Source organism: Pseudoalteromonas sp. SIMBA_162, assembly GCF_046535955.1.
GTDB classification, from domain to species: domain Bacteria; phylum Pseudomonadota; class Gammaproteobacteria; order Enterobacterales; family Alteromonadaceae; genus Pseudoalteromonas; species Pseudoalteromonas marina.
Genome location: NZ_JAWJBQ010000004.1, coordinates 82,435 through 103,038, shown reverse-complemented (window position 1 = coordinate 103,038; position 20,604 = coordinate 82,435). Strand labels below are relative to the sequence as shown.

The 20,604-nt window shown below is 37.0% G+C and carries 14 protein-coding genes; 11 read left to right on the top strand and 3 right to left on the bottom strand.

Features of this window, described 5'->3' with window-relative positions; all coding sequences use genetic code 11:
- The first annotated feature begins 135 nt into the window (after nt 1-135).
- Nucleotides 136-945 carry a pyruvate, water dikinase regulatory protein gene (locus tag R0J88_RS04385; protein ID WP_006793240.1) on the top strand — a complete coding sequence of 270 codons (810 nt, stop codon included), beginning with the start codon at nt 136-138 and terminating at the stop codon, nt 943-945.
- A 64-nt stretch (nt 946-1,009) separates the two neighbouring features.
- Here R0J88_RS04385 and R0J88_RS04380 read toward each other — a convergent pair whose 3' ends face one another.
- Nucleotides 1,010-2,359, bottom strand: a complete 1,350-nt coding sequence (locus tag R0J88_RS04380) for a class II 3-deoxy-7-phosphoheptulonate synthase (protein WP_276755860.1) — start codon at nt 2,357-2,359, stop codon at nt 1,010-1,012.
- A gap of 583 nt (nt 2,360-2,942) precedes the next feature.
- Between R0J88_RS04380 and R0J88_RS04375 the strand changes: the two genes are divergently transcribed.
- Nucleotides 2,943-3,818 carry a DNA replication terminus site-binding protein gene (locus R0J88_RS04375; protein WP_410899209.1) on the top strand — a complete coding sequence of 292 codons (876 nt, stop codon included), beginning with the start codon at nt 2,943-2,945 and terminating at the stop codon, nt 3,816-3,818.
- 63 nt (nt 3,819-3,881) lie between these two features.
- Here the strand turns inward: R0J88_RS04375 and R0J88_RS04370 are convergent, their stop codons facing one another.
- Nucleotides 3,882-5,096 carry a hypothetical protein gene (locus R0J88_RS04370; protein WP_006793243.1) on the bottom strand — a complete coding sequence of 405 codons (1,215 nt, stop codon included), beginning with the start codon at nt 5,094-5,096 and terminating at the stop codon, nt 3,882-3,884.
- Nucleotides 5,097-5,871: 775 nt separating this feature from the next.
- Here R0J88_RS04370 and R0J88_RS04365 point away from each other — a divergent pair.
- The 7 genes from R0J88_RS04365 (at nt 5,872) to R0J88_RS04335 (ending at nt 15,468) form a co-directional block, all read left to right on the top strand.
- Nucleotides 5,872-7,110 (top strand): AAA family ATPase, encoded by a 1,239-nt coding sequence (locus R0J88_RS04365; RefSeq protein ID WP_006793244.1) that lies wholly within the window; start codon nt 5,872-5,874, stop codon nt 7,108-7,110.
- A gap of 15 nt (nt 7,111-7,125) precedes the next feature.
- Nucleotides 7,126-8,088: a transcriptional regulator gene (locus R0J88_RS04360; RefSeq protein ID WP_410899208.1), complete on the top strand. Its 963-nt coding sequence runs from the start codon at nt 7,126-7,128 to the stop codon at nt 8,086-8,088.
- 423 nt (nt 8,089-8,511) lie between these two features.
- Nucleotides 8,512-11,658 (top strand): DEAD/DEAH box helicase, encoded by a 3,147-nt coding sequence (locus R0J88_RS04355; RefSeq protein WP_410899207.1) that lies wholly within the window; start codon nt 8,512-8,514, stop codon nt 11,656-11,658.
- Nucleotides 11,659-12,324: 666 nt separating this feature from the next.
- Nucleotides 12,325-13,791 carry a DNA recombination protein RmuC gene (rmuC, locus tag R0J88_RS04350; RefSeq protein ID WP_410899205.1) on the top strand — a complete coding sequence of 489 codons (1,467 nt, stop codon included), beginning with the start codon at nt 12,325-12,327 and terminating at the stop codon, nt 13,789-13,791.
- Nucleotides 13,792-13,915: 124 nt separating this feature from the next.
- A complete protein-coding gene (locus tag R0J88_RS04345) occupies nt 13,916-14,497 on the top strand; it encodes a hypothetical protein (protein WP_410899204.1) in 582 nt (193 codons plus the stop codon).
- Nucleotides 14,498-14,551: 54 nt separating this feature from the next.
- Nucleotides 14,552-15,004 (top strand): GNAT family N-acetyltransferase, encoded by a 453-nt coding sequence (locus R0J88_RS04340; protein WP_410899203.1) that lies wholly within the window; start codon nt 14,552-14,554, stop codon nt 15,002-15,004.
- A 56-nt stretch (nt 15,005-15,060) separates the two neighbouring features.
- Complete coding sequence (locus R0J88_RS04335) at nt 15,061-15,468, top strand: hypothetical protein (RefSeq protein ID WP_341219741.1); 408 nt, start codon at nt 15,061-15,063, stop codon at nt 15,466-15,468.
- Here the strand turns inward: R0J88_RS04335 and R0J88_RS04330 are convergent.
- Nucleotides 15,465-15,869: a MerR family transcriptional regulator gene (locus R0J88_RS04330; RefSeq protein WP_243534284.1), complete on the bottom strand. Its 405-nt coding sequence runs from the start codon at nt 15,867-15,869 to the stop codon at nt 15,465-15,467. The two genes, R0J88_RS04335 and R0J88_RS04330, sit on opposite strands and share 4 nt — an antisense overlap.
- Before the next feature lie 92 nt (nt 15,870-15,961).
- Between R0J88_RS04330 and R0J88_RS04325 the strand changes: the two genes are divergently transcribed.
- Both R0J88_RS04325 and R0J88_RS04320 read left to right on the top strand, forming a co-directional pair.
- The gene (locus tag R0J88_RS04325; RefSeq protein WP_410899202.1) at nt 15,962-17,203 is read left to right on the top strand and encodes an NADH:flavin oxidoreductase/NADH oxidase family protein; all 1,242 of its coding nucleotides are present in this window, start codon (nt 15,962-15,964) and stop codon (nt 17,201-17,203) included.
- Between the two features lie 135 nt (nt 17,204-17,338).
- Nucleotides 17,339-20,539: a glycoside hydrolase family 2 TIM barrel-domain containing protein gene (locus tag R0J88_RS04320; protein WP_410899201.1), complete on the top strand. Its 3,201-nt coding sequence runs from the start codon at nt 17,339-17,341 to the stop codon at nt 20,537-20,539.
- Nucleotides 20,540-20,604: the final 65 nt, after the last annotated feature.

Sequence of the window (20,604 nt, the reverse complement as noted above, 5' to 3'; positions counted from 1 at the left end):
AAATTGTAGTTGAAACTGTGAGAGTTAAGAAAGAAAACCTTTTATAAAGGCCACCTTCATTCTACACTGGCAACAGTCCTCGCGTAAACCGTGAGTAACCCATTTTAGGGATTAAAAGTAACAAAAAGGTTAATTATGAGAACTGCATTTTATATATCTGATGGAACAGCAATTACATCAGAAGTGTTTGGGCATGCAACGTTATCTTTGTTTCCAATCGATTTTAATCACAAAACTATTCCTTTCGTAGAAACAGAAGAAAAAGCACACGAAATTAAAGCGTTAATAAATGCAACAGCTGCAAAAACGGGTGAAAAGCCCTTTGTGTTTTTTACATTTGTTAATCATAGTTTGAGCGAAATCATAAAGTCAGCGGATGCTATCCCATATGATTTTTTGACCACGTATAGCGAAAAAATTGAAAAAGAATTACAGGTGGCACCTGTACCAAAAATGCATCGTACACACTCTATACATGAAAAAAGTTATGACTTTAGAATAGACGCGGTGAATTATGCTTTAATGAATGACGACGGCGGCAATATCAAAAACTTTTCCGAGGCTGATATTATTTTAATAGGTGTTAGCCGTAGTGGTAAAACCCCAACGAGCTTATATTTAGCGTTGCAATATGGCATTAAAGCAGCAAACTACCCTATTACCGAAGAAGATTTAGAAAGCGAAGGCTTGCCTAAATGTTTAGTACCTTATAAACATAAATTGTTTGGTCTAACTATTGACCCAGAGAGACTTGCTGCAATTAGGCATCGTCGAATGGCCAACTCTAAATATGCATCTATAAGGCAGTGTCGTATTGAAGTACGTGAGGTTGAAATGCTTTACAAGCGTCATAAAATTGCCTACTTCAATTCAACCCATCATTCTGTTGAAGAAATTTCTGCAAAAATATTAATGGATACGGATTTAGAGCGTCGTAAGTACTAACTTAGTTAAATATTTACGCCACAAAAAAGCCGCTGTTAAGCGGCTTTTTTATATGTTCTAAACTTTATTTACGTGCGTCTTTTAATAAATCAGCAACTAAAAACCCTAACTCTAATACTTGGTCTGCATTAAGACGTGGGTCACACTGTGTTTTGTAGCGTTGTGCTAAATCGTCGTCTGATAGACCATATGCTCCGCCGGTACACTCTGTAACATGCTGACCTGTCATTTCTAGATGAACGCCACCTGCATATGAACCTTCTGCTTTGTGAACAGAGAAAAACTGGCTGATTTCGCGCATTATATTGTCGAAATTACGCGTTTTGTATCCAGAGGTGGCTTTTTCAGTATTGCCATGCATTGGGTCTGAACTCCAAATTACCTTACGCCCTTCTTGTTGTACTTTACGTACGAGTGCTGGTAGTTTCTCTGGCAGTACATCTGCCCCCATGCGTGTAATTAAGGTTAATCGTCCTGGAATATTGTCAGGATTTAATGCATCAATTAGGCGGATTAATTCATCTGGGTCCATACCAGGACCTACTTTTACGCCAATTGGGTTTTTAATTCCTTTAAAAAACTCAATGTGTGCGTGGTCTAATTGACGTGTGCGCTCACCGATCCAAACAAAATGCGCTGAACAGTCATACCAGTCGCCTGATAAGTGATCGCGTCGTGTTAGTGCTTCTTCATAGCCCAATAACAATGCTTCGTGAGATGTGTAGAGATCTGTCTCTTTAAGGCTTGGTGCAATGGTCGAATTAATACCACACACTTCCATAAACTCTAATGCATCTTGAATTTTATCAGCAAGCTGTTGGTACTTTTGCTTTTGAGGATTGGCGGCTACAAACCCCATGTTCCAGCGATTGACCTGGTGTAAATCTGCAAGGCCACCTTGTGCAAATGCACGTAGTAAGTTTAATGTAGCTGCACTATGGTGGTAAGCCGTCATTAAACGTTGCGGATCGGGTATGCGGGCTTCAGCTGTGAAGTCTATGTTGTTAATTATGTCGCCACGGTATGATGGAAGTGAAACACCGTTAATAGTTTCTAAATCAGCAGAACGTGGTTTTGCATACTGTCCAGCCATACGGGCTATTTTTACAACTGGGCATTTACCGCCGTAGGTTAAAACTACAGCCATTTGTAAAATTGTTTTAAATGTGTCGCGAATGTTTGCTGCATTAAAATCACTAAACGATTCTGCACAGTCTCCACCTTGAAGTAAAAATGCACGGCCTTCACATACATCTTCAAGTTGCTTAAATAAACTACGAGTTTCTTCTGCAAAAACTAACGGGGGTGCAGTTTTTAATTGGCCTTCAACAGATTTTAACACGTCTTGATCTGGGTATTGTGGCTGCTGCAGTATTGGCAGCTCTCTCCAGCTATTTGGGTTCCACGATTGCATATTCTTTCCTCATTCCTACTTTACCTGATGTACTGAAATTAACGTATGCACGTACCTCTGTTCAAGTACTAAATTCACTATTTACTAATTATTTTGTTATGGGCTAGTTATAAACACCAATTAACAACTTTCCATATGTATATATTTCATAAATTAGCTTAATCAAACTATTATTAAAACCATTTACTATCAGTTAATTACACCTATAAATGTTAATTTCAAAGAGTTCGAGAACACTAAGCTTAATACCAGATATTATATACAGAATAAGAAGGAACACATCATACTTAAATTACATCGATTGTATCCTAAACTTTACAGTTAGATTTTAAAAATTATAATCATAAGGATTGTATTTATATTTATATATGCTAAAGGAGCACAACCTAGTTTAAGCGGCCGACCTATAACATTAATAATATTTAATATAAATAATAACTTATATGTCAAATACGAAAGAACACATCATACCAAATTGATAATGATTGTTAATCTGAGCGACAGATGATTAATTAAGAAGTAGCTATCAAAGCAAAAGGTTAGTATCATTTCTGTTTAAAGTAAGATGTGTTCTTGGTGTGTGATGGTCTCTAGAATAAAAATAAGAAGTCAGTTTGATTTAATGAGTGAGCTTACCTCATTGTTAATTGATGAACTCAAACAATGTGAATACTCAAAAGCTGAATACTATAAATTGCCTGAGGTTCTTACTAGTGAAGAAAATAATGTCCCGCAAAGTATACCCGTTTCAAAACTAACGGGAGATAATGCCCTACGAGCTATTCTAAATTCATTTACTGATATGTATACAAAGTCAGGGTTAAGTAGCCGAGTACTTAAAAGGCACCCTGGTTTGTTAGTTATAAAAAATGCTAATAAACAGGCACTCAATGATAGGATTAATCAGGTTAATAAAGCTAAAGCAGCATTTAAGGAATGTATTCTAAGTATTGATAACAACGACGCTCGTTTTGAAGCTGTTCATAATGCAGTACCAAATTTAATTACTTTAGCTGCATACAGAAAAATACACAGTGAGAGTGAATCACCTTTTTCTGTTAGATTTACATGGATGCACAAACATGCAACTAAAACCCTCACTAAAAAGATGGCTCTTGAAATGTTGAGTAAATCTGCAGGTTATACAAATCCAAGAATGATCGATCAGCAAAAGTGGCAATCTCTGGTCGCTCAAGAACAAATGAGGATTGCTAGCTTAGGTGAAAAGGAAAAACTAAGAATAAGACGCCCTACTCGAGTTAGTCCTCAAGTAAATATCAGATACACTGCACAAAATCGTTACCACGTTAGTGCTGCATTACCATTTATATTAATAAACCCAGAGCCCGATGTTAAAATAGGAACCTTACCAGATTACGAAAAGCCAGATAGTCATCCTCGAAAACGAGATTATGATTTTCTGGTTGATAGGCTTTACCTTGAACAAGTAACAAATTAATTATGTTAAAAAGGCCACATTTAGTGGCCTTTTAGTATTTGTATAACAAAGATAAATAAAAAACTATTTTTCGACTATTTCTTCTATTTTATCTTCATCTATTAAAACGGCATTTTCAACTATGCGTTTACCGCCTTGAATTTCAATACGTTTGTTATGCTTATTCAATGTAAGTATTTCATCACAAAACTGATCTGACGGATGCATTTCATAGGTGTAATCTATAATATTACCGGTCTTATCGTCTTTAACATTGGTAATGCTGTATTCTGAAATGGCACCCTTTTCTATAAGGTCTTTCATGGTAGTTGTCATATCACGACGTAATGCTTTTAATTTGTTTTCTGTTATGTTGTCGGTTGAGTATATCGAACCATATTTTTCCATAATAGAAAGTAATCTAAAATGATATGTTTTACCCGGTGCCGCGTAGCGCCATAAGTGATACAAGCGCAGCATCATCCAACGTGATAAACCACGCTTTAGTTCTTGTGCACTGTTAAAATAATAACCTTTATATTCTAAGTTATCGATCATGTTATGAACGAAAGCATTTAAACAAGCAACACATTTAACATTACCGCCCTGACCTTTTTTCCCACTAAAATGCAAAGACGATAAAAAATTCATATTTGACTCGTAGAATGAATCATCAATATCTGAATTTTTAGTATCTGTTGCAGAGTATTTAAATGAAAGTTTTGACCCTTGAAGTGCTTCAAGTGATTCTTTAATTGCAGGATATGGCATGGACTGACCAACGGCTTTAAGTTCTTGTGCTAATTCGTTCATCGAAAAAACAACGGCATATTGAATACCGGACTTAAAATTTATTTTTACTATTTTACCTTTTGAGGCTAAACGGATAAGAGCTCGTTCTACTTTTTCTTCTCTATCTGATGGCCATACTAGGTATTCAATATCTTCACCGTCTTTGCGGGTACTAACAACGGCTGGTGTTATTTTTATTTCGCCATCGTATAAAATACCATCTACTTTTTCTGATATTTTACGTGTAATGATTGTTTTTTTAGGCGCTTCTTCTAATGGAAGTTTTTTATGACCCGAACGAACAAAACGTCCCCATAAATCGTAATGATTAAATGTATTTGAATAGGCACGTAAACCATGAGCTGCATTCTCAATAGAAATGCGAACATCTTTGTTATCTGTAAATAGTGCTAAACTTTCATTATCAATTGCACTTTCCACCCCGTGAATTTGGCCTCTTAGTGTATCAGGCAAGTTATCTACCGAGATGTTGACCTTTCGGCTCATTGTTCTTATTTCCATTTATTATTGCGACAGCTAATAACAACACATAAAACAAAAAAAGTTAAATGTTTAAGTTAGTATAAAAGTGATCTGGCTCTAATTAATCTACTCAGATCAGTTTTATACTAAGTACTAGCATTTTTCTTTAATTTAAGATCATTATTATACTAACACGTGCATTTCAAATCTCATTTTTACTAACTCAGTTATAAATTTGTCCACTGCTATGCTAAATTTAGACTGCAAAGCACGACAAATTTGCTCTTTTTCATACTAGCCTGTGGATAAGGACTTAGTTAGTTAGCATAGATCTGATCTGTACTTACTACAGATCAGATCTATACCAATTGATTACTGCTTTTTCTACATTGAACGGTGCATAACATTCTAATTTACTTAGTAAAAGCATGATCTTAATCTACCTATTTGTTTATAACCTTAAGGGTAAGCTGTGTATAACTATAAAATTTATTTAGCAGTTAATAAAATGCTGATCTGTTAGTTATTAAAGATCTGATCTTAACCACGTATAATGCTGATCTAACTTTTTATAGTTTATTTATATTTATCATATAGTTAAACTACACTTTTAACCTCTTAACCTTTATTACCTTATATATTTAACCACCTTTAAACTTCTTTATTTATACTAAGCAATATTAAAGGTGTAAATTTATATTATGATGTCTTCTTTTTAAAACACATGTCGTCATAAATAGTTGTTTACAGGTATTTGAATGGACATTATACTAATTGCTTAACTTTGAGGAAGGAAAGTATGTCAATTAACAATAATGCGCTTGATACCTATCGACTTTTAAAAGCAACTGCCGAAGTTGCTGAAAAGTCATTAGAAGGACGTATTCAACATTATCGCGCTCATCTTAAATCAGAAGAAAAAGAATTAAGAACATACACCCAAAAAGCAGCCGCTGATTTATTAGGATGTAACAATCGTACACTAAAACGTCGTCATGATAATGGCGACTTTGACGATTTGAATATCAAACGGGGCGCTAACGGCCATTATGCTTACACATTGGTTAATATATTTGCAATGGCAGATATTATGGACATAAAACCAGATCACCGTTCTGATAGTGATAAACTACAAGTTATTGTTATTAATTCACTCAAAGGGGGCTGTGGCAAAACAACCAGTATGGTTAATATTGCAGCGGCACTTGCCACTACTAATATTAAGCGATACCGAATTGGGATTATAGATTTAGACCCTCAAGGTTCTTCATCTAGTTTTTTCCCATCGAGTGAACACGATCCCATTACTGTTGGGGATCTAATGCGCGATTGTATCGACTTAGACGACGGTGAAACCTGGCCAGAATTTGTTTCAAGCTCATTTTTACCAACACATATTCCTAATATTCGTGTTTTACCTTCCGGTATGGATGACTTTTACTTTGAACACGAAACCGCCACTTTACTCAAAGACACATCAAATTATGAAGAAACACGTCATTATCACAAATTACTCGAAAAGGTAATTGATCCGGTAAAAGACGAGTTCGACATATTACTAATCGACACTGCCCCTACCCTTAACTTTATGTTTTATAATGCATTAATGGCATCTACAGCTATGTTAATTCCTGTTCATCCAGAAGCTGTTGATTTTGATGCTAATAATAAATATTTAAAACGTTTAGGTGAGATTTATCATACTGTTGCCGCACTTGGCCATGAAGGTTGGGACTTTATGCAGTTTTTAGTTACTAATTACGTAAAAGGTAACCATTCACAACGTGACATTGTTAAAGATGTACGTAGTGCTTTTGGTCGCCAAGTAATGAGTTACCCAATTAACCACAGCTCAGCGATCACGGCGAGCTCATCATCGTTTAATACCATTTTTGATCAAAAAGCATCAGACAGTTTAGCAAGTCGCGAGTCTCTTATGCGAGCACAAGAAAATATTAAAGATGTTGTTGACGAACTTGAAATGCTGATCCGATCCAATTGGCAATCTACTCAATCAAAATTAAATACACCTAAGTAAGGATGTTAAATAATAATGGCTAAAAAACGTAAAAACGACACCCGCTTAGACCCATTTGCAACAGCTGTAGGAAATAGCAGCCTTGATGCGCTTTTAGAACAAGCTAATGCTGGCGATGTAATTAAAATGCCAGCACCGAGTGATTCTTCGCGACAAATTACCCTTGTTTGTAAAGTAATCTCACATGCTGATATTGAAAAAACGACTCATGTTTATGGCAAAAACCGTCGTGTTCAGTCGCTTTTAAATGAAAAATCGGTGTCGGATATTCTTCCTGCTATTCGTGAAGACGGACGAAATCAGCATCCTGCTCTGCTTTGGGAGCAAGGAGATACAAGTTTAGTACTCGCTGGTTCTCGCCGCAGAATGGCGTGTATTTTAGGTAATGCAGATTATCTTGTTTTAAGTTCAAGCGATTTCACAGAGCAAGATGCTAAAATCTTAGCTGTTTCGTCTGACCAATATATAGCACCCAGCTTGTGGGAATTAGGTCAAGCTTATCAACAAACCAAAAACGAACTTCTTGAACAAGGTAAAAAAGGATCGTATCGCGAAATTGCAGCCATTGAAGGTGTATCCCACACAGCAATTGCAGACGCAATAAAAGCGTATGAGCAAATACCGTCTTCTGTTATTGCTTTGTACCCAACAGCAAATCACGTTGGTAGAGAAGTCGCTAAAAAGCTTGTTATTGCCAAGGAGCGTGATGCTGAGAGCTTTAACCAGTTAGTAGCTAATGTTGCTAGTAACGCTGAGGTAAACGCCATCACAAGTGACGACAAGCGTGCTATGGCTATCACTAAGTTATTGACTGCAGAACCTCAAGCACCTTCAAAGAAAGAAGCTGTGTTGGAAAACGAGTATGTAATGTTGCAACGAAACTTAAAAAGTGGCGATGTGTCGATTAAAATTAATAATAAAGTGATGACAGACAAACGTTTAGAGCAGTTGACCAAGTTATTAAGTGCATTTAATTAGTTAGTAAAATAACGATCTGCTAGTTCCTATCAGTTAGTTAAACTATGATCTAGTAGTCTGTCTAGTTAGTAAAAATTTGATCCATGTTTGTGTTGTTATAGCTGTTTTACTTAAATAGCCTTAATGAGATCATTTTTTTACTAACTACTACCCATTTCCTGGTCCTTCTTCTGTAGTTATCTTATCTCTTAGTAAAATTATGATCTGTAAAGCCCCTGCGCTGTGTGTAAGGTGTTTATATTTTGTTTGTTATTTGTGGGTTACTGTTCGTTTTTTATTACGCTGCTGTTTAACACCTTAAACCGAATTTTTACTAACCTATCAACTCCAACCAGTTTACATTACTGTGAATAGTGCTTTAGCTCAGCGCTTATAAGGCATATACTGGGAAAATTATTTTAAAAAATTAATCCTTTGAGTGACATGTCTGCTAACTTATCAAAAAATGATTTACTGGCTATTTTTGAAGAAATTAAAAATGAGCAGGCTACCCAGTTTCCTCTTTCTGAGCGTTTTATAAATAAACTGTTTAAGCCAAATGTGTTGGCAAAGGGTAAAGCGTATTATAAAAATGGTAAAATCGCCTGGTTAGAACATAACAGTGACTTTTCGGTGATAGACTCAACCGTTCAAAGTGATACCGGCGCCTCTTATAATCAGCGAATCGAGATCAGTAAATTACCAACAGGTTATTCTGTTGATACCCACTGTACCTGTAATATCAAATCTAAATGCCTACACCTAGCAGCCATTTTGTTAAAGCTCAAAATTGAGCACTCCGGTGAGTATGGCGAAGACTATTTTATAAATGATTGGTTCAGCGAATTAAGTACACTTAAAAGTACCGAATCAACAACACCGTCTCAAGTACTACTTTTTGTATTAAGTGTTGAAAATAAAAAAGTATTTATATCTCCTAAAATAGCTAATTTCGACAAAGACCAAAATTATACCTTAGGGCGCAATCTAACCGACCAGCAATTAAATAGCTTTATAACGCCAAATGATTTACTTGAAAGCGACTTTAGACTTTATAGTTGGATCCGTTCACAAAATGCAGTTGGTAGTCTTGAGTTAAAAGGTCAATGGGGGTTTAGCGCGTTACAGCAGTTGATTGCAACCGAGCGCTTATTTTTGCATCGTTCTCGAACTGCAATAAAGCCTCAAAGTGGCCAGGCGCTTAGTTTTAATTGGCGACAAGAAAAAGAGCTTACAAAATTAGTCGTTAATTTAGAACAAAGTAAAAATTGGGCGGTACTCAAAACTACACCTCCTACATACCTTGACCTTGACCACTTAAAAGTTGGCCGTATACGCACACCGTTAAGTGGCGATGAAATAGCCCACTTACAAACCATGCCTGCAATACACAGCCCTAATTTCGACCGTATTTATAAACAGCTTGCAGATAACTTTGGTGCGGGTGTTATTCCCCATCCTACCAATACGCAATCTGTTTTACCGCATACAGCAAGTAATGCAGTAATTAAAGTGTCTATGGAAGAGGCTGGTTTAAGGCTATCTTTATCATTTAAGTATAAAAATAAACATCACCCCGCTGGTACAGCGCCAAATAATTTAATTAACAGCGCGTTTGAAAATACAGTAACCAATGAGCTTGTTAATTTAGGTTTTGAATTTTGTAAAGGGGGTTTACAAAGCGAGTTTACTTTTAATAAGCAATCAGCAATTCATTTGCACTGGTTAACTTACGAGGTATTTCCTAGCTTTAAAGAGCATGGTTGGAAAGTAACTGTTGGTAAGATGGATATCGCCAATCCGCAAAGTGAAGTTACACTGATTGCTAATAGAGCTGCAGGGCATCAAATGCACTGTAAAGTGCTTATTAACAGCAGCAAGCTTTCACAACTTTTTAGCAACGAAGATTCACTTTATCAATCGTTAAATCGACAAAGTCAGTTATTTCATTACTACCCTGTTGGCCGCCAATTTGGTGTTATTAATAAGTCAGCCATGAACGTTTTGTCTGATTTTAAGCAACGTTTTGAGTTTGTAAAAACACGTGACGAATTTAATATACCCCTTTCGTACTTGCCAGAACTTGTAAAACACACTGCAATTAATGTTGAGCTGCACGACGACTCACTCGAGCTCTATCTTGAGGAGCTTAACAATACACATAAAACAATGCCGAGCGTATCGTTGCATGGTTTAAATGAGTCTGTCGAACTTAGAGAGTATCAACAGCAAGGTGTTGATTGGCTGAGTTTTTTAAAACGCCACAAACTTGGTGGCATTTTAGCTGACGATATGGGGTTAGGTAAAACACTGCAGGTTATTGCGTTTTTAACGAGTACGTATAATCGTCCGCAGGCAGGTCCTACACTAATCGTGTGTCCAACCAGTTTAGTGAGTAACTGGCAAAACGAAATACTTAAATTTACCAAAGGATTAAAGGTAACCACCATATTTGGGTCTAATCGTAACGAGCCACTGCAACACCTAGCGCAAGCACAGTGCATACTGACTACTTACCCTTTGTTAAAACGTGATATAGCTTATTATTCACCGCTTTTTTTTGAAAACATAGTGCTAGACGAAGCGCAATATATTAAAAATGACACGGCGCAAGTATCTCGATTGGTAAAACGTCTTAATGCTGATTTTAAATTGTGCTTAAGCGGTACCCCAATCGAAAACAACTTGCTTGAACTCAAGTCTTTACTCGACTTTGCTATGCCCTCTCTTTTAGGCTCTCAGGCTCATTTTAAACAACATTTTCAAACGCCTATTGAGCGTGAGGCCGACATGCAGCGTGCAGAGCAATTAAAAGCACTCATAATGCCGTTTATACTGCGCCGAACAAAAGCACAAGTGGCGCAAGAACTGCCGCAAAAAACAGAAATAACTAAAGAGTTTGAGTTTGAGCCCAAACAAAAAGAAATGTATCAAGGGATAACACGTGCCCTTGAAGAAAAACTTATTGATTTATTTGCTGAGCAAGGCGTTCAAAAAAGTAAACTTGCCTTTTTAGAGGCTTTACTGAAGCTAAGACAAATTTGTTGTCATCCAAAGCTCATTGAACCTGATACACAAGCCGGGTCTGCAAAATTAGAATGGTTATCTACTCACCTTCCTTTAATGCTAAGTTTGGGGCGTAAAGTAATTATATTTAGCCAATTTACATCAGCGTTAGATTTAATTGCAAAGCAATTAACTGAATTGGACATTAATTTTAGTTTATTAACAGGCCAAACTCGCCATCGCGATAAAGTTATAGATGAGTTTACCAGTGGCAAAACGTCTGTTTTTTTAATTAGCTTAAAAGCAGGCGGCACTGGGCTTAATTTAACGCAAGCCGATACGGTTATTCATTTCGATCCATGGTGGAACCCCGCAGTAGAAAAACAAGCCACCGATCGTGCCTATCGCATTGGGCAAACAAACCCAGTTTTTGTTTATAAGTTGATTATGAGTCATTCAATTGAACAAAAAGTATTTAAAATGCAAGAAGATAAACAAGCACTTGTTGATGCATTATTTACAGACAAATCAATGAGTTTTACACAGTTCGATGAGCAACAAATGCTGTCACTTATAAAAAATTAATTTATTTTAAAATTAGTGCGATCTTTTTTGAACTTATTCGAATGCAGGGCGTCTACTATTATGCTTGTTGATTAATTGCAGTTAACACAAGTTTTCATGTTGATTCCCTATTTAGTTACTAATTTTTAGTAATGATTAAGCCAGTTCATTTTGAACTGGCTTTTTTATGCCTGTTTTTAGTGTTTAGTTGGTTATTAGTCGGGGCTAAAGTTATTTAAAAATTAATTTGCTCTTTTTTTGAACTTATTTGAACGCAGGGCGTCTACTATTATGCTTGTTGATTAATTGCAGTTAACACAAGTTTTCATGTTGATTCCCCCCCATTTAGTTACTTATTTAGTAATGATCAAGCCAGTTAATTTTGAACTGGCTTTTTTTATGTTTAATTTTTACCGTTTAATGCTTTATTTGCCAAAGATCAGTTTTTTAAAATAATTTGATCTTTTAATGAACTTAATTCAAAACAGGGCGTCTACTATTGTGCTTGTTGATTAATTGCAGTTAATTCAAGTTTTATGTTGATTCCCCTGTTGTGTTACTTATTTAGTAATGGTTGAGCCAGTTCATTTGAACTGGCTTTTTTTATGGCTGTTATTTGTTACCCCCTACTTCTACTCAAACTTATTCGTTATGATGGCATGTCCATAAATTTTATAAGTTTATTTTATGATTACTCAAATACTCACCCAAATTGATTGGGTAAGCACAGCTGCAGGGTTTACGGCAGGTGTTGTGCTTTATAGTGTTATTGATGTTTTGCCTCGCAGAAAATTAAAAAAAACAATTAACGAGCAACAACAGCAACTCTCTTTATTACAAAGTCAGTTCGATAACAAAGCTGAGCAACTTAGCGCCTTACAAGATGAACATGAGTTGCTTGAGCATAGCCACCAAGAACAACGCGACGAGGCGCAGCATTTTAAAACGCGCTGCAGTGAACAAGAAAAACAAAGCATGCAATACAATCAGTTTTGGCAAAAAGCCGAAACCGAAATAACGCAGTTGCGTGCACAATATAATCAACGCGATGTAGAGCTTAACTCCATGCGAACTATGCTTGAGCAAAAGCAGCAAAGCTTTACTGAGCAGTTAGCTCAAATAGAAGAAAGTAAAAACGTACTTAAAAAAGAGTTTGAAAATTTAGCCAATAAAATCCTCGATGAAAAAACCCAAAGCTTTAAAGTGACTAACCAAGAAAGTATTGAACAACTGCTAAAACCCGTTCAAGGTGAGTTAAAAGGCTTTAGAGATAAAATGGAATCAATTCATGTTGAGGACTTAAAACAGCGTGCACAATTAAAAACTGAGCTTTTACATTTACAAGCCAAAAGTCAATCCATTACAGAGCAAGCTGACAAGCTAAGCAACGCCTTACAAGGGCAAAAGAAAACCCAAGGTAACTGGGGCGAACTCATGCTTGAAAACGTGCTTGATAGCGCAGGCTTACGCGCGGGTACCGATTACAAACGCGAAGTGTCGTTTAATACCGAGGACGGTCGTTTGCGCCCAGATGTTGTAGTGTACTTACCACAAGAGCGTCATTTAGTTATAGATGCAAAAACATCCCTTAATGCCTACACCCGTTATGTAAATGCTGAAAATGAACTTGATGCTAATCAAGCTATTAAAGAGCATGTAAATGCAGTTACGGCTCGAATAAACGAACTAGCCAGTAAATCATATGACCGCCTCCCGGGATTAAATTCACCAGAGGTTGTCATTATGTTTGTACCTATAGAGTCAGCCTTTGTAGAGGCGCTTAAATATCAAAGTGATATTTATCAACAAGCGATAGAAAAAAACATTCTGGTCGCTACTCCCACTACGCTGTTAACCAGTTTAAATATTGTTAAACAGCTGTGGCGTTTTGAAGAGCAAACTAAATATTCAAAGGAGCTGGCAAATCGTGCAGAGCGCTTCTACAACAAATTAAATGGCTTTTTACTCAGCATGGAAGGTGTTGGTAAACAATTAGACCGAGCAAAAGAAAGTTACGACAAGGCCTTTTCTCAGCTTTACCGAGGTAAGGGAAACTTAATTAAACAAGCCGCCGAATTTAAAGAGCTTGGTGTATCTGTTCAAAAAGAGTTACCCAACGAGAGCGTAGAGCGAGCACAGTTAGAGTTAGATTAGTCCTTTTAGCTTTATAAAAGCGCTTATAAAGTGTAAGCGCTATTACTCACACTTTTTTCAGGTCAATGCACCTAATTATTTGGTTTGAACACACATACAAAAATCAATAAAAGGAACAACGTGAATGAACGCTAAAATTATTATTTTTGCCTTAAGCCTATTAAGCTTTTTTGCCCAAGCTTCAAATGAAAAAGCGTATCAGCCAACAGAAGCTGATTATAGTGAAGGAGAAAAGTGGGTATGGAAATATAAAGGGGTAACACCTAGCAATGAAATACGTGCACAAGGTACCGATACTAAACAAATAGTCAGCGAAAATGGCGCACTTAGTATGTTAACGGCTAAGGGATCTACATTACTAAAGGTATTAACAAAACCAAATAACAGTAAAACCTCTCGTTATTATTGGCCGTTATATGTAGGCAAAGCATGGGTGTTTGAAGAGCACTGGGAAAGCGAAGATGGCACCAAAGGCTCAACAATTCAAAACGCTAAAGTTGTCTCTTTTAAAGATGAAAAAGTACAGGCGGGCACATATAAAGCCTACACCATTGAGTACACGGGTAAAATTACTAATTCGAGAGGCTATTCAGCGGACACACAAGACATACACTTGTATGCACCAACACTAAAAACATTCATTAAGTTAACTCAGCGTCAAAAAGGGTATTTATACGTTGAAGAGCTAATTGAATATACCAATTAATAATTCATTTTTTCCAATCGCTGCAGTATCTAAAAATAAATAAGTGAAATTAAAATGATCACTCAACTAAAAAATGCAGTTCCTTCTGTTGCAGAGCAAATTTATAACGTTTTTCAATGTGCTTATAAAATAGAGGCGCTTTTAATAAAGGCTGAACATTTTCCTCCTCTTAGTAGAACGCAGCATGCCATTGTGCGCAGAAACGCGCTATTTTATGGTTTTTATTGTGAGAGTACGCTTGCGGGGGTTATAGAAATTACAGTAAAAAATAAGTGCTTAAGTATCGAAAGCTTAACAGTGCACCCTCGCTACTTTAAAAAAGGAATCGCAGGTAAGTTAATTGCTCATGCGCTTACTTTGCATACGTATAATAAAGCTATAGTAGAAACGGCTGTAACAAATACGCCAGCAATAAATTTATATAAAAAACATGGCTTTTCTGAATATAAACAATGGTTGCCCGCACATGGTATTTTAAAAACAGCAATGCAGCTTGAAGTTCACTAACAAAATATGTGATTAAGTTTTCCGCTTTAATTAATAAGCCTGATAGGAAGAAAAAAATGACAAAAAATAAACTAATTAAATTTGGTTTTATTATGGCTGCGGCCATGAATATAGGTGGTGTTTTACTGTTCTCGCGGTTATTTACAAATTCCATAATAAACGAACTAGATCCTGTTGTTATGTCTAATTTTGGTTTGTTAATGATTGTTATATGGGGCTTAGCATATTTGGCTAGTGCTTTTATTACCTCAAATATAAAGTGGTTAGCTGGCGCTTTTGTAATTGAAAAACTGGTTTATGTTGTTGCTTGGTCATTATGGTTAGCAAACAATAACCTTGATGACGTTTACGATAAAGATGTATTCGCTGGAATTTTTTACAGTATTTACGGTATCAACGATTTTGTGTTTATGCTGTTTTTTGCTTGGGTATTCTTAACACACATCAAAGCACCTAACCGTTAAAACTGAACCTCATCCAATAAGTCACTCATTTGTTGTTGTGTTAAACATTGTCCATTTGACCAGCTAGCATTTAATTGCGTGACTAAATCACCAATACGCTGCGACTTTTTTTGCAGCTGAGCAATCAGCGCATTCGCTTCGTTTTGCTTTTGCTGCAAACGCTCAATAACAACAGTGTGATCCAGATCGTTTTCTGGCGTTTTTAATGTGGGTATCTCCTCTAACGAAAACCCTAAACTCTGTGCAAACTTAATCATTTTTATTTGCTCAATGCTTGAATGGTCGTATTGTCTATAACCATTACTGTTGCGGCTGCCTTTTGGTAATAAACCTTTGCCTTCGTAATAACGAATTGTACTGGGGGCAACGCCAACAAGTTTTGCAAGCTCACTTATTTTCATAGTGGTCCTAAATTAGTTATAAATACTGCCTTGACCTTAAAGCTGACTTTAAAGTTATAGTGGCATTAATGTCAATTTAAACGGTTACTAACATGCCAAAAAATCAACAACAGAGCGTATTTACATCGGTTACTTTACCTAGCGGTTTAGTATTAAAAAATAGGCTAGTAAAAGCGGCCATGGAAGAAAACCTAGCAGATGCCGATCTCACACCCTCTCAAGTACTTAAAAATTGTTATAACGCATGGGCTAAGGGCGGGGTTGGTTTAATTATTACCGGTAATGTAATGGTTGATCACTTAGCTATGACTGGCCCCGGTGGCCTTGCGCTTGAGCATAATACCGATATAACGCCTTTTGCGGAGCTTGCGCGTTTAGGGCAGCAAAACGACAGTAAAATTGTGATGCAAATTAATCACCCAGGTCGTCAAGTGTTTAAAAAAATGGGGGGAAAGGTTCTTTCAGCCTCCAACGTGGCATTAAGCATGGGAAAACACTCTCATTTATTTGGCCAGCCAAAAGCAATGACACACAATGAAATTGATGATGTGATTGAGCGATTCACAAATACGGCATTACAAGCACAAAAGGCAGGGTTCGATGGCGTGCAAATACATGCGGCTCATGGTTACTTATTAGCACAGTTTTTATCGCCTTTAACCAATAAGCGTGATGATAAATACGGTGGTAGCCTTGAAAATCGAGCGCGTTTACTCACACAAATAACGCAAAAGATTAAGGCTAGTTGCGCAAATAACTTTTCGGTATCGGTTAAGCTAAATTCGGCTGATTTTCAGCGCGGTGGATTTGAACCTAGCGACGCCCAAGCAGTAATTACCCTATTAAGTGACTTAAATATAGATTTTGTTGAGCTTTCGGGCGGTAGTTACGAAGCACCCGCCATGCAAGGTAAAACGGCCGATGAACGTACACTCGCTCGTGAAGCGTACTTTTTAGAATTTGCCAAAGCAATTAGTGAACAATCAAGTATTCCTATTATGACCACGGGTGGTATTAGTCGCCTATCAGTGGCTAATAATGTTATTGATTCTGGCGTAGCTTTGGCCGGTATTGCAACAGCACTTGCGTATAAACCTGATTTAGTCAATATTTGGCAAAAACAACCCGAGTTTATTCCTGCAGCGCCAAACGTTCAGATTAAAGATAAAACCATAGCAGGCCTTGCCACCATGGCATTAGTAAAAAGGCAAATTCGTCGTATAGGCCAAGGCAAAGGTGCGAAAGTAAATGCATCAGCAGTATTTACTTTAATTTACGACCAAATTAGATCTCTTAAATTAACAAAGCGCTATAAAAAACATTATATTGAATAGTCTGAAACTTAGTTGATTAGAAATAGTCCCCATAGCCGCCGTTGTAGTCTCTATTAATTAGGTTTCTTAATTGTTAAAAATACGCTAAAGTTTAATTAGCATATTTATATGATAAAAAAATTAAAGGAGAACAGGATGCGGCTTAAAGGTTATCTAAAAAAGCTTCTATGCTTTGGGGGACTCTATTTATTAATAACTAGCTTGCCAAGCATTGCAATAGAACAGCAAGTTGCTCAGGCTTGGCAGGATCCAAGTATATTTAGAGTAAATAAACTCCCACCCCGCGCGTTCTATTATCCTACAGCAAATGAGCAAAACGCATTTACACTAGAGCCTTGGCAGTTAGATAGTTATAAATTACTAAATGGGCAGTGGAAGTTTAACTGGGTTGACTCGCCTAGTAGAAAACCAAATGGATTTGAAAAAGTAACCTTCAATGACGCAAGCTGGGATGAAATAGCCGTCCCTGCCAATTGGGAGCTAAATGGTTACGGTTCTCCTTTTTATCACTCTCACTACTGTTTAATACCTAATACTGAGCAAATTGAGCTGCCGCGTTACTATAATCCTGTTGGCTCATACCGAAAAATAATTAACATCGACGAAAGCTGGAATAACAAACAAATCCTTATTCATTTTGGGGCGGTAAAGTCTGCGTTCTATATTTATGTAAATGGTCAGCAAGTTGGTTATTCCGAAGATTCTAAAACTGCCGCCGAATTTGATATTACGCCATACGTTTCTAAAGGTGAAAATACTTTAGCATTACAAGTTTACCGCTATTCAACAGGGTCTTACTTTGAATGCCAAGACATGTGGCGTATGAGTGGTATTGAGCGCGATGTATATTTATATGCAGCGCCAAAAGTGCGTATAAGTGATTTTGAAGCTAATACCACTTTGATTGACAATTACACAAACGGTGAACTAACGCTAACCACAACAGTACAAAACCACACTAAGCAAACCCAAACTAACTTTGACTTACTCGTTTCACTTTTAGACGCAAACGATAAGGTAATGAGTACTAAAACATTGTCAGTTCCTAAAATAAAAAAACAACAAAGTACGCAAGTAAAAACAGTGTTTAAAGTAAATGATGTACTGCCTTGGAGTGCTGAAATTCCTAACCTTTATAAATTAAAAATAGGCTTACGTAATAGTAATGATAAGGTTGTTGAGTGGATTGGAAAATCAATAGGCTTTAGAAGCAGTGAATTAAAAAATGGTAATATTTTAGTTAACGGCAAACCAGTTTTATTTAAAGGTGTAAATAGACACGAGCACGACCCAGAAACAGGGCACGTCGTTTCTAAAGAGTCTATGGAAAAAGACGTTGCATTAATGAAGGCCTTTAATATTAATGCAATACGAATGGCTCATTACCCGCAAGATCCGTACATTTATCACCTTGCAGACAAATATGGCTTATACGTTATGGACGAAGCTAATATTGAGTCACATGGAATGGGAGCCGCAAACCAAGGTAAGTACGACCCCTCGGCACACTTGGTAAATAAGCTTAGTTGGCAAAATGCATACATAGATCGCATTTCAAACATGTATCACCGTTCTAAAAATAATCCATCGGTTGTAATGCGCTCACTGGGTAATGAATCGGGCGATGGTATTAATTTAGAGGCGTCGTACGATTGGCTAAAGCGTCAAGCCCCAGGGTTTCCAGTTGTATCTGAACAAGCACAGTTAAGGCGCCACACCGACGTATACGGTCAAATGTATGCGCCAATCCAATCGGCTATTCGCTATGCTAAAACAATGCATGATGTATCAAGACCCATGATTTTAATTGAATACGAGCACGCAATGGGTAATTCGTTAGGTAACCTTGAAGAATATTGGCAGGCCTTTGAAAAATACTCACAGCTACAAGGCGGTTTTATTTGGGACTGGGTCGATCAAACTTTTGCCATGAAAAACAGTAAAGGTGAGCTTTTTTGGGCATATGGTGGCGACTTAGAGCCTCCATTTGCAGTAAGCGCAAAAAGTTTTGCTGCAAATGGGTTAGTTTACGCCGACAGAACGCCCTACCCTTATTTGTGGGAGGTTAAACAAGTACAGCAAAACATCGACTTTGAGTTAACGAGCAAAACACCTTACGAAATAAATGTAATTAACAAACAGTTTTTTGCCGACCTGTCTGACTTTACTTTGTCATGGCAGCTAATGGCCAACGGTGTTGAAGTAGAGCAAGGTGCTAACCTTGGTATTAATGCCAAACCACAAACATCTCAGCGTGTTAGTTTGCCAATTAAAACAAAACTAAAAGCAGGAATTGAATATTTTTTAAATGTACAAGCCGTTCTCAAAAACGCTAAAAATACATTGCCAACGGGTCATGTGGTTGCGTCAGAGCAACTAGCATTAACAGGCTTTGCACTGACTAATAATACAAAATCAGCCTCGTTAAAAGTAAAGGATTCTGAAAATTCTTTAGCTTTTTCTACTAAAAACGCTCAATTTACGTTTAACAAAAAAACAGGCTTATTAAATGAAATTAATGTCTTTAGAAAGCCATTACTAGCCAATAGTGTAGACCAACCTGTGCAGCCTAACTTTTGGCGTGCGCCTACCGATAATGATTTACCGCAAAAGGGATATGGTGACTCGTTTGCTGTGTGGCAACACGCGGGATCAAATACAACACTGACTAGTTTTAGTAGTAAAAAAGTATCCTCAACACAATACAAAGTCGAAACAGAGCACACATTAAATAACGTTGAAAGTCGGTACTTCACAACTTACACAATAAATGGCAATGGCGTAGTTGATGTAGATGTTTACTTTTATGCTGCACCTCATAATTCGTATTCAGCCTTACCCAGATTAGGTATGCAGTTTGTTGTGAACGAGAACTTTAAAAACGTACAGTGGTATGGCCGAGGGCCTCACGAAAACTACGACGATCGTAAGTCATCGGCTTTTGTTGGCTTATATCAATCTGACGTTGACTCTTTACGTGTACCGTATGTTCGCCCGCAAGAAAACGGTCACAAAACGGATGTACGGTACGTTACGTTTTATGATGATAAAGGAATTGGTGTCAAGTTCTCTGGCGATCCCTTAATTGGCTTTAATGCATCTTTCTACGATATGCACGACTACGATAAGAGTACTGAACAAGTTAATAGGCGCAATATGCACCCATCAGATTTAATCAAAGCCCCGTACATTTTTGTAAATATAGATTACAAGCAGCGTGGTGTGGGTGGAACGGATTCGTGGGGTAGTAAACCCTTGTACGAATATGAGCTCCCATGGTTAGACTACAAGTACAGCTATAAAATTGAAGCTGTTAAGTTAAACGCTAAAAAATAGCTATACATAAAGCTTTAAATGACTACCCTAAGCCCGCTTTTTCCCCTTAAATAGTGGGCTTTTTT

Coding starts and splice junctions, on each gene's coding strand:
- R0J88_RS04380 (WP_276755860.1), bottom strand. CDS start 2,359: ATGCAATCGTGGAACCCAAATAGCTGGAGAGAGCTGCCAATACTGCAG.
- R0J88_RS04335 (WP_341219741.1), top strand. CDS start 15,061: ATGACAAAAAATAAACTAATTAAATTTGGTTTTATTATGGCTGCGGCC.
- R0J88_RS04340 (WP_410899203.1), top strand. CDS start 14,552: ATGATCACTCAACTAAAAAATGCAGTTCCTTCTGTTGCAGAGCAAATT.
- R0J88_RS04365 (WP_006793244.1), top strand. CDS start 5,872: ATGTCAATTAACAATAATGCGCTTGATACCTATCGACTTTTAAAAGCA.
- R0J88_RS04370 (WP_006793243.1), bottom strand. CDS start 5,096: ATGAGCCGAAAGGTCAACATCTCGGTAGATAACTTGCCTGATACACTA.
- R0J88_RS04360 (WP_410899208.1), top strand. CDS start 7,126: ATGGCTAAAAAACGTAAAAACGACACCCGCTTAGACCCATTTGCAACA.
- rmuC (WP_410899205.1), top strand. CDS start 12,325: ATGATTACTCAAATACTCACCCAAATTGATTGGGTAAGCACAGCTGCA.
- R0J88_RS04375 (WP_410899209.1), top strand. CDS start 2,943: ATGGTCTCTAGAATAAAAATAAGAAGTCAGTTTGATTTAATGAGTGAG.
- R0J88_RS04325 (WP_410899202.1), top strand. CDS start 15,962: ATGCCAAAAAATCAACAACAGAGCGTATTTACATCGGTTACTTTACCT.
- R0J88_RS04330 (WP_243534284.1), bottom strand. CDS start 15,869: ATGAAAATAAGTGAGCTTGCAAAACTTGTTGGCGTTGCCCCCAGTACA.
- R0J88_RS04320 (WP_410899201.1), top strand. CDS start 17,339: ATGCGGCTTAAAGGTTATCTAAAAAAGCTTCTATGCTTTGGGGGACTC.
- R0J88_RS04385 (WP_006793240.1), top strand. CDS start 136: ATGAGAACTGCATTTTATATATCTGATGGAACAGCAATTACATCAGAA.
- R0J88_RS04345 (WP_410899204.1), top strand. CDS start 13,916: ATGAACGCTAAAATTATTATTTTTGCCTTAAGCCTATTAAGCTTTTTT.
- R0J88_RS04355 (WP_410899207.1), top strand. CDS start 8,512: ATGTCTGCTAACTTATCAAAAAATGATTTACTGGCTATTTTTGAAGAA.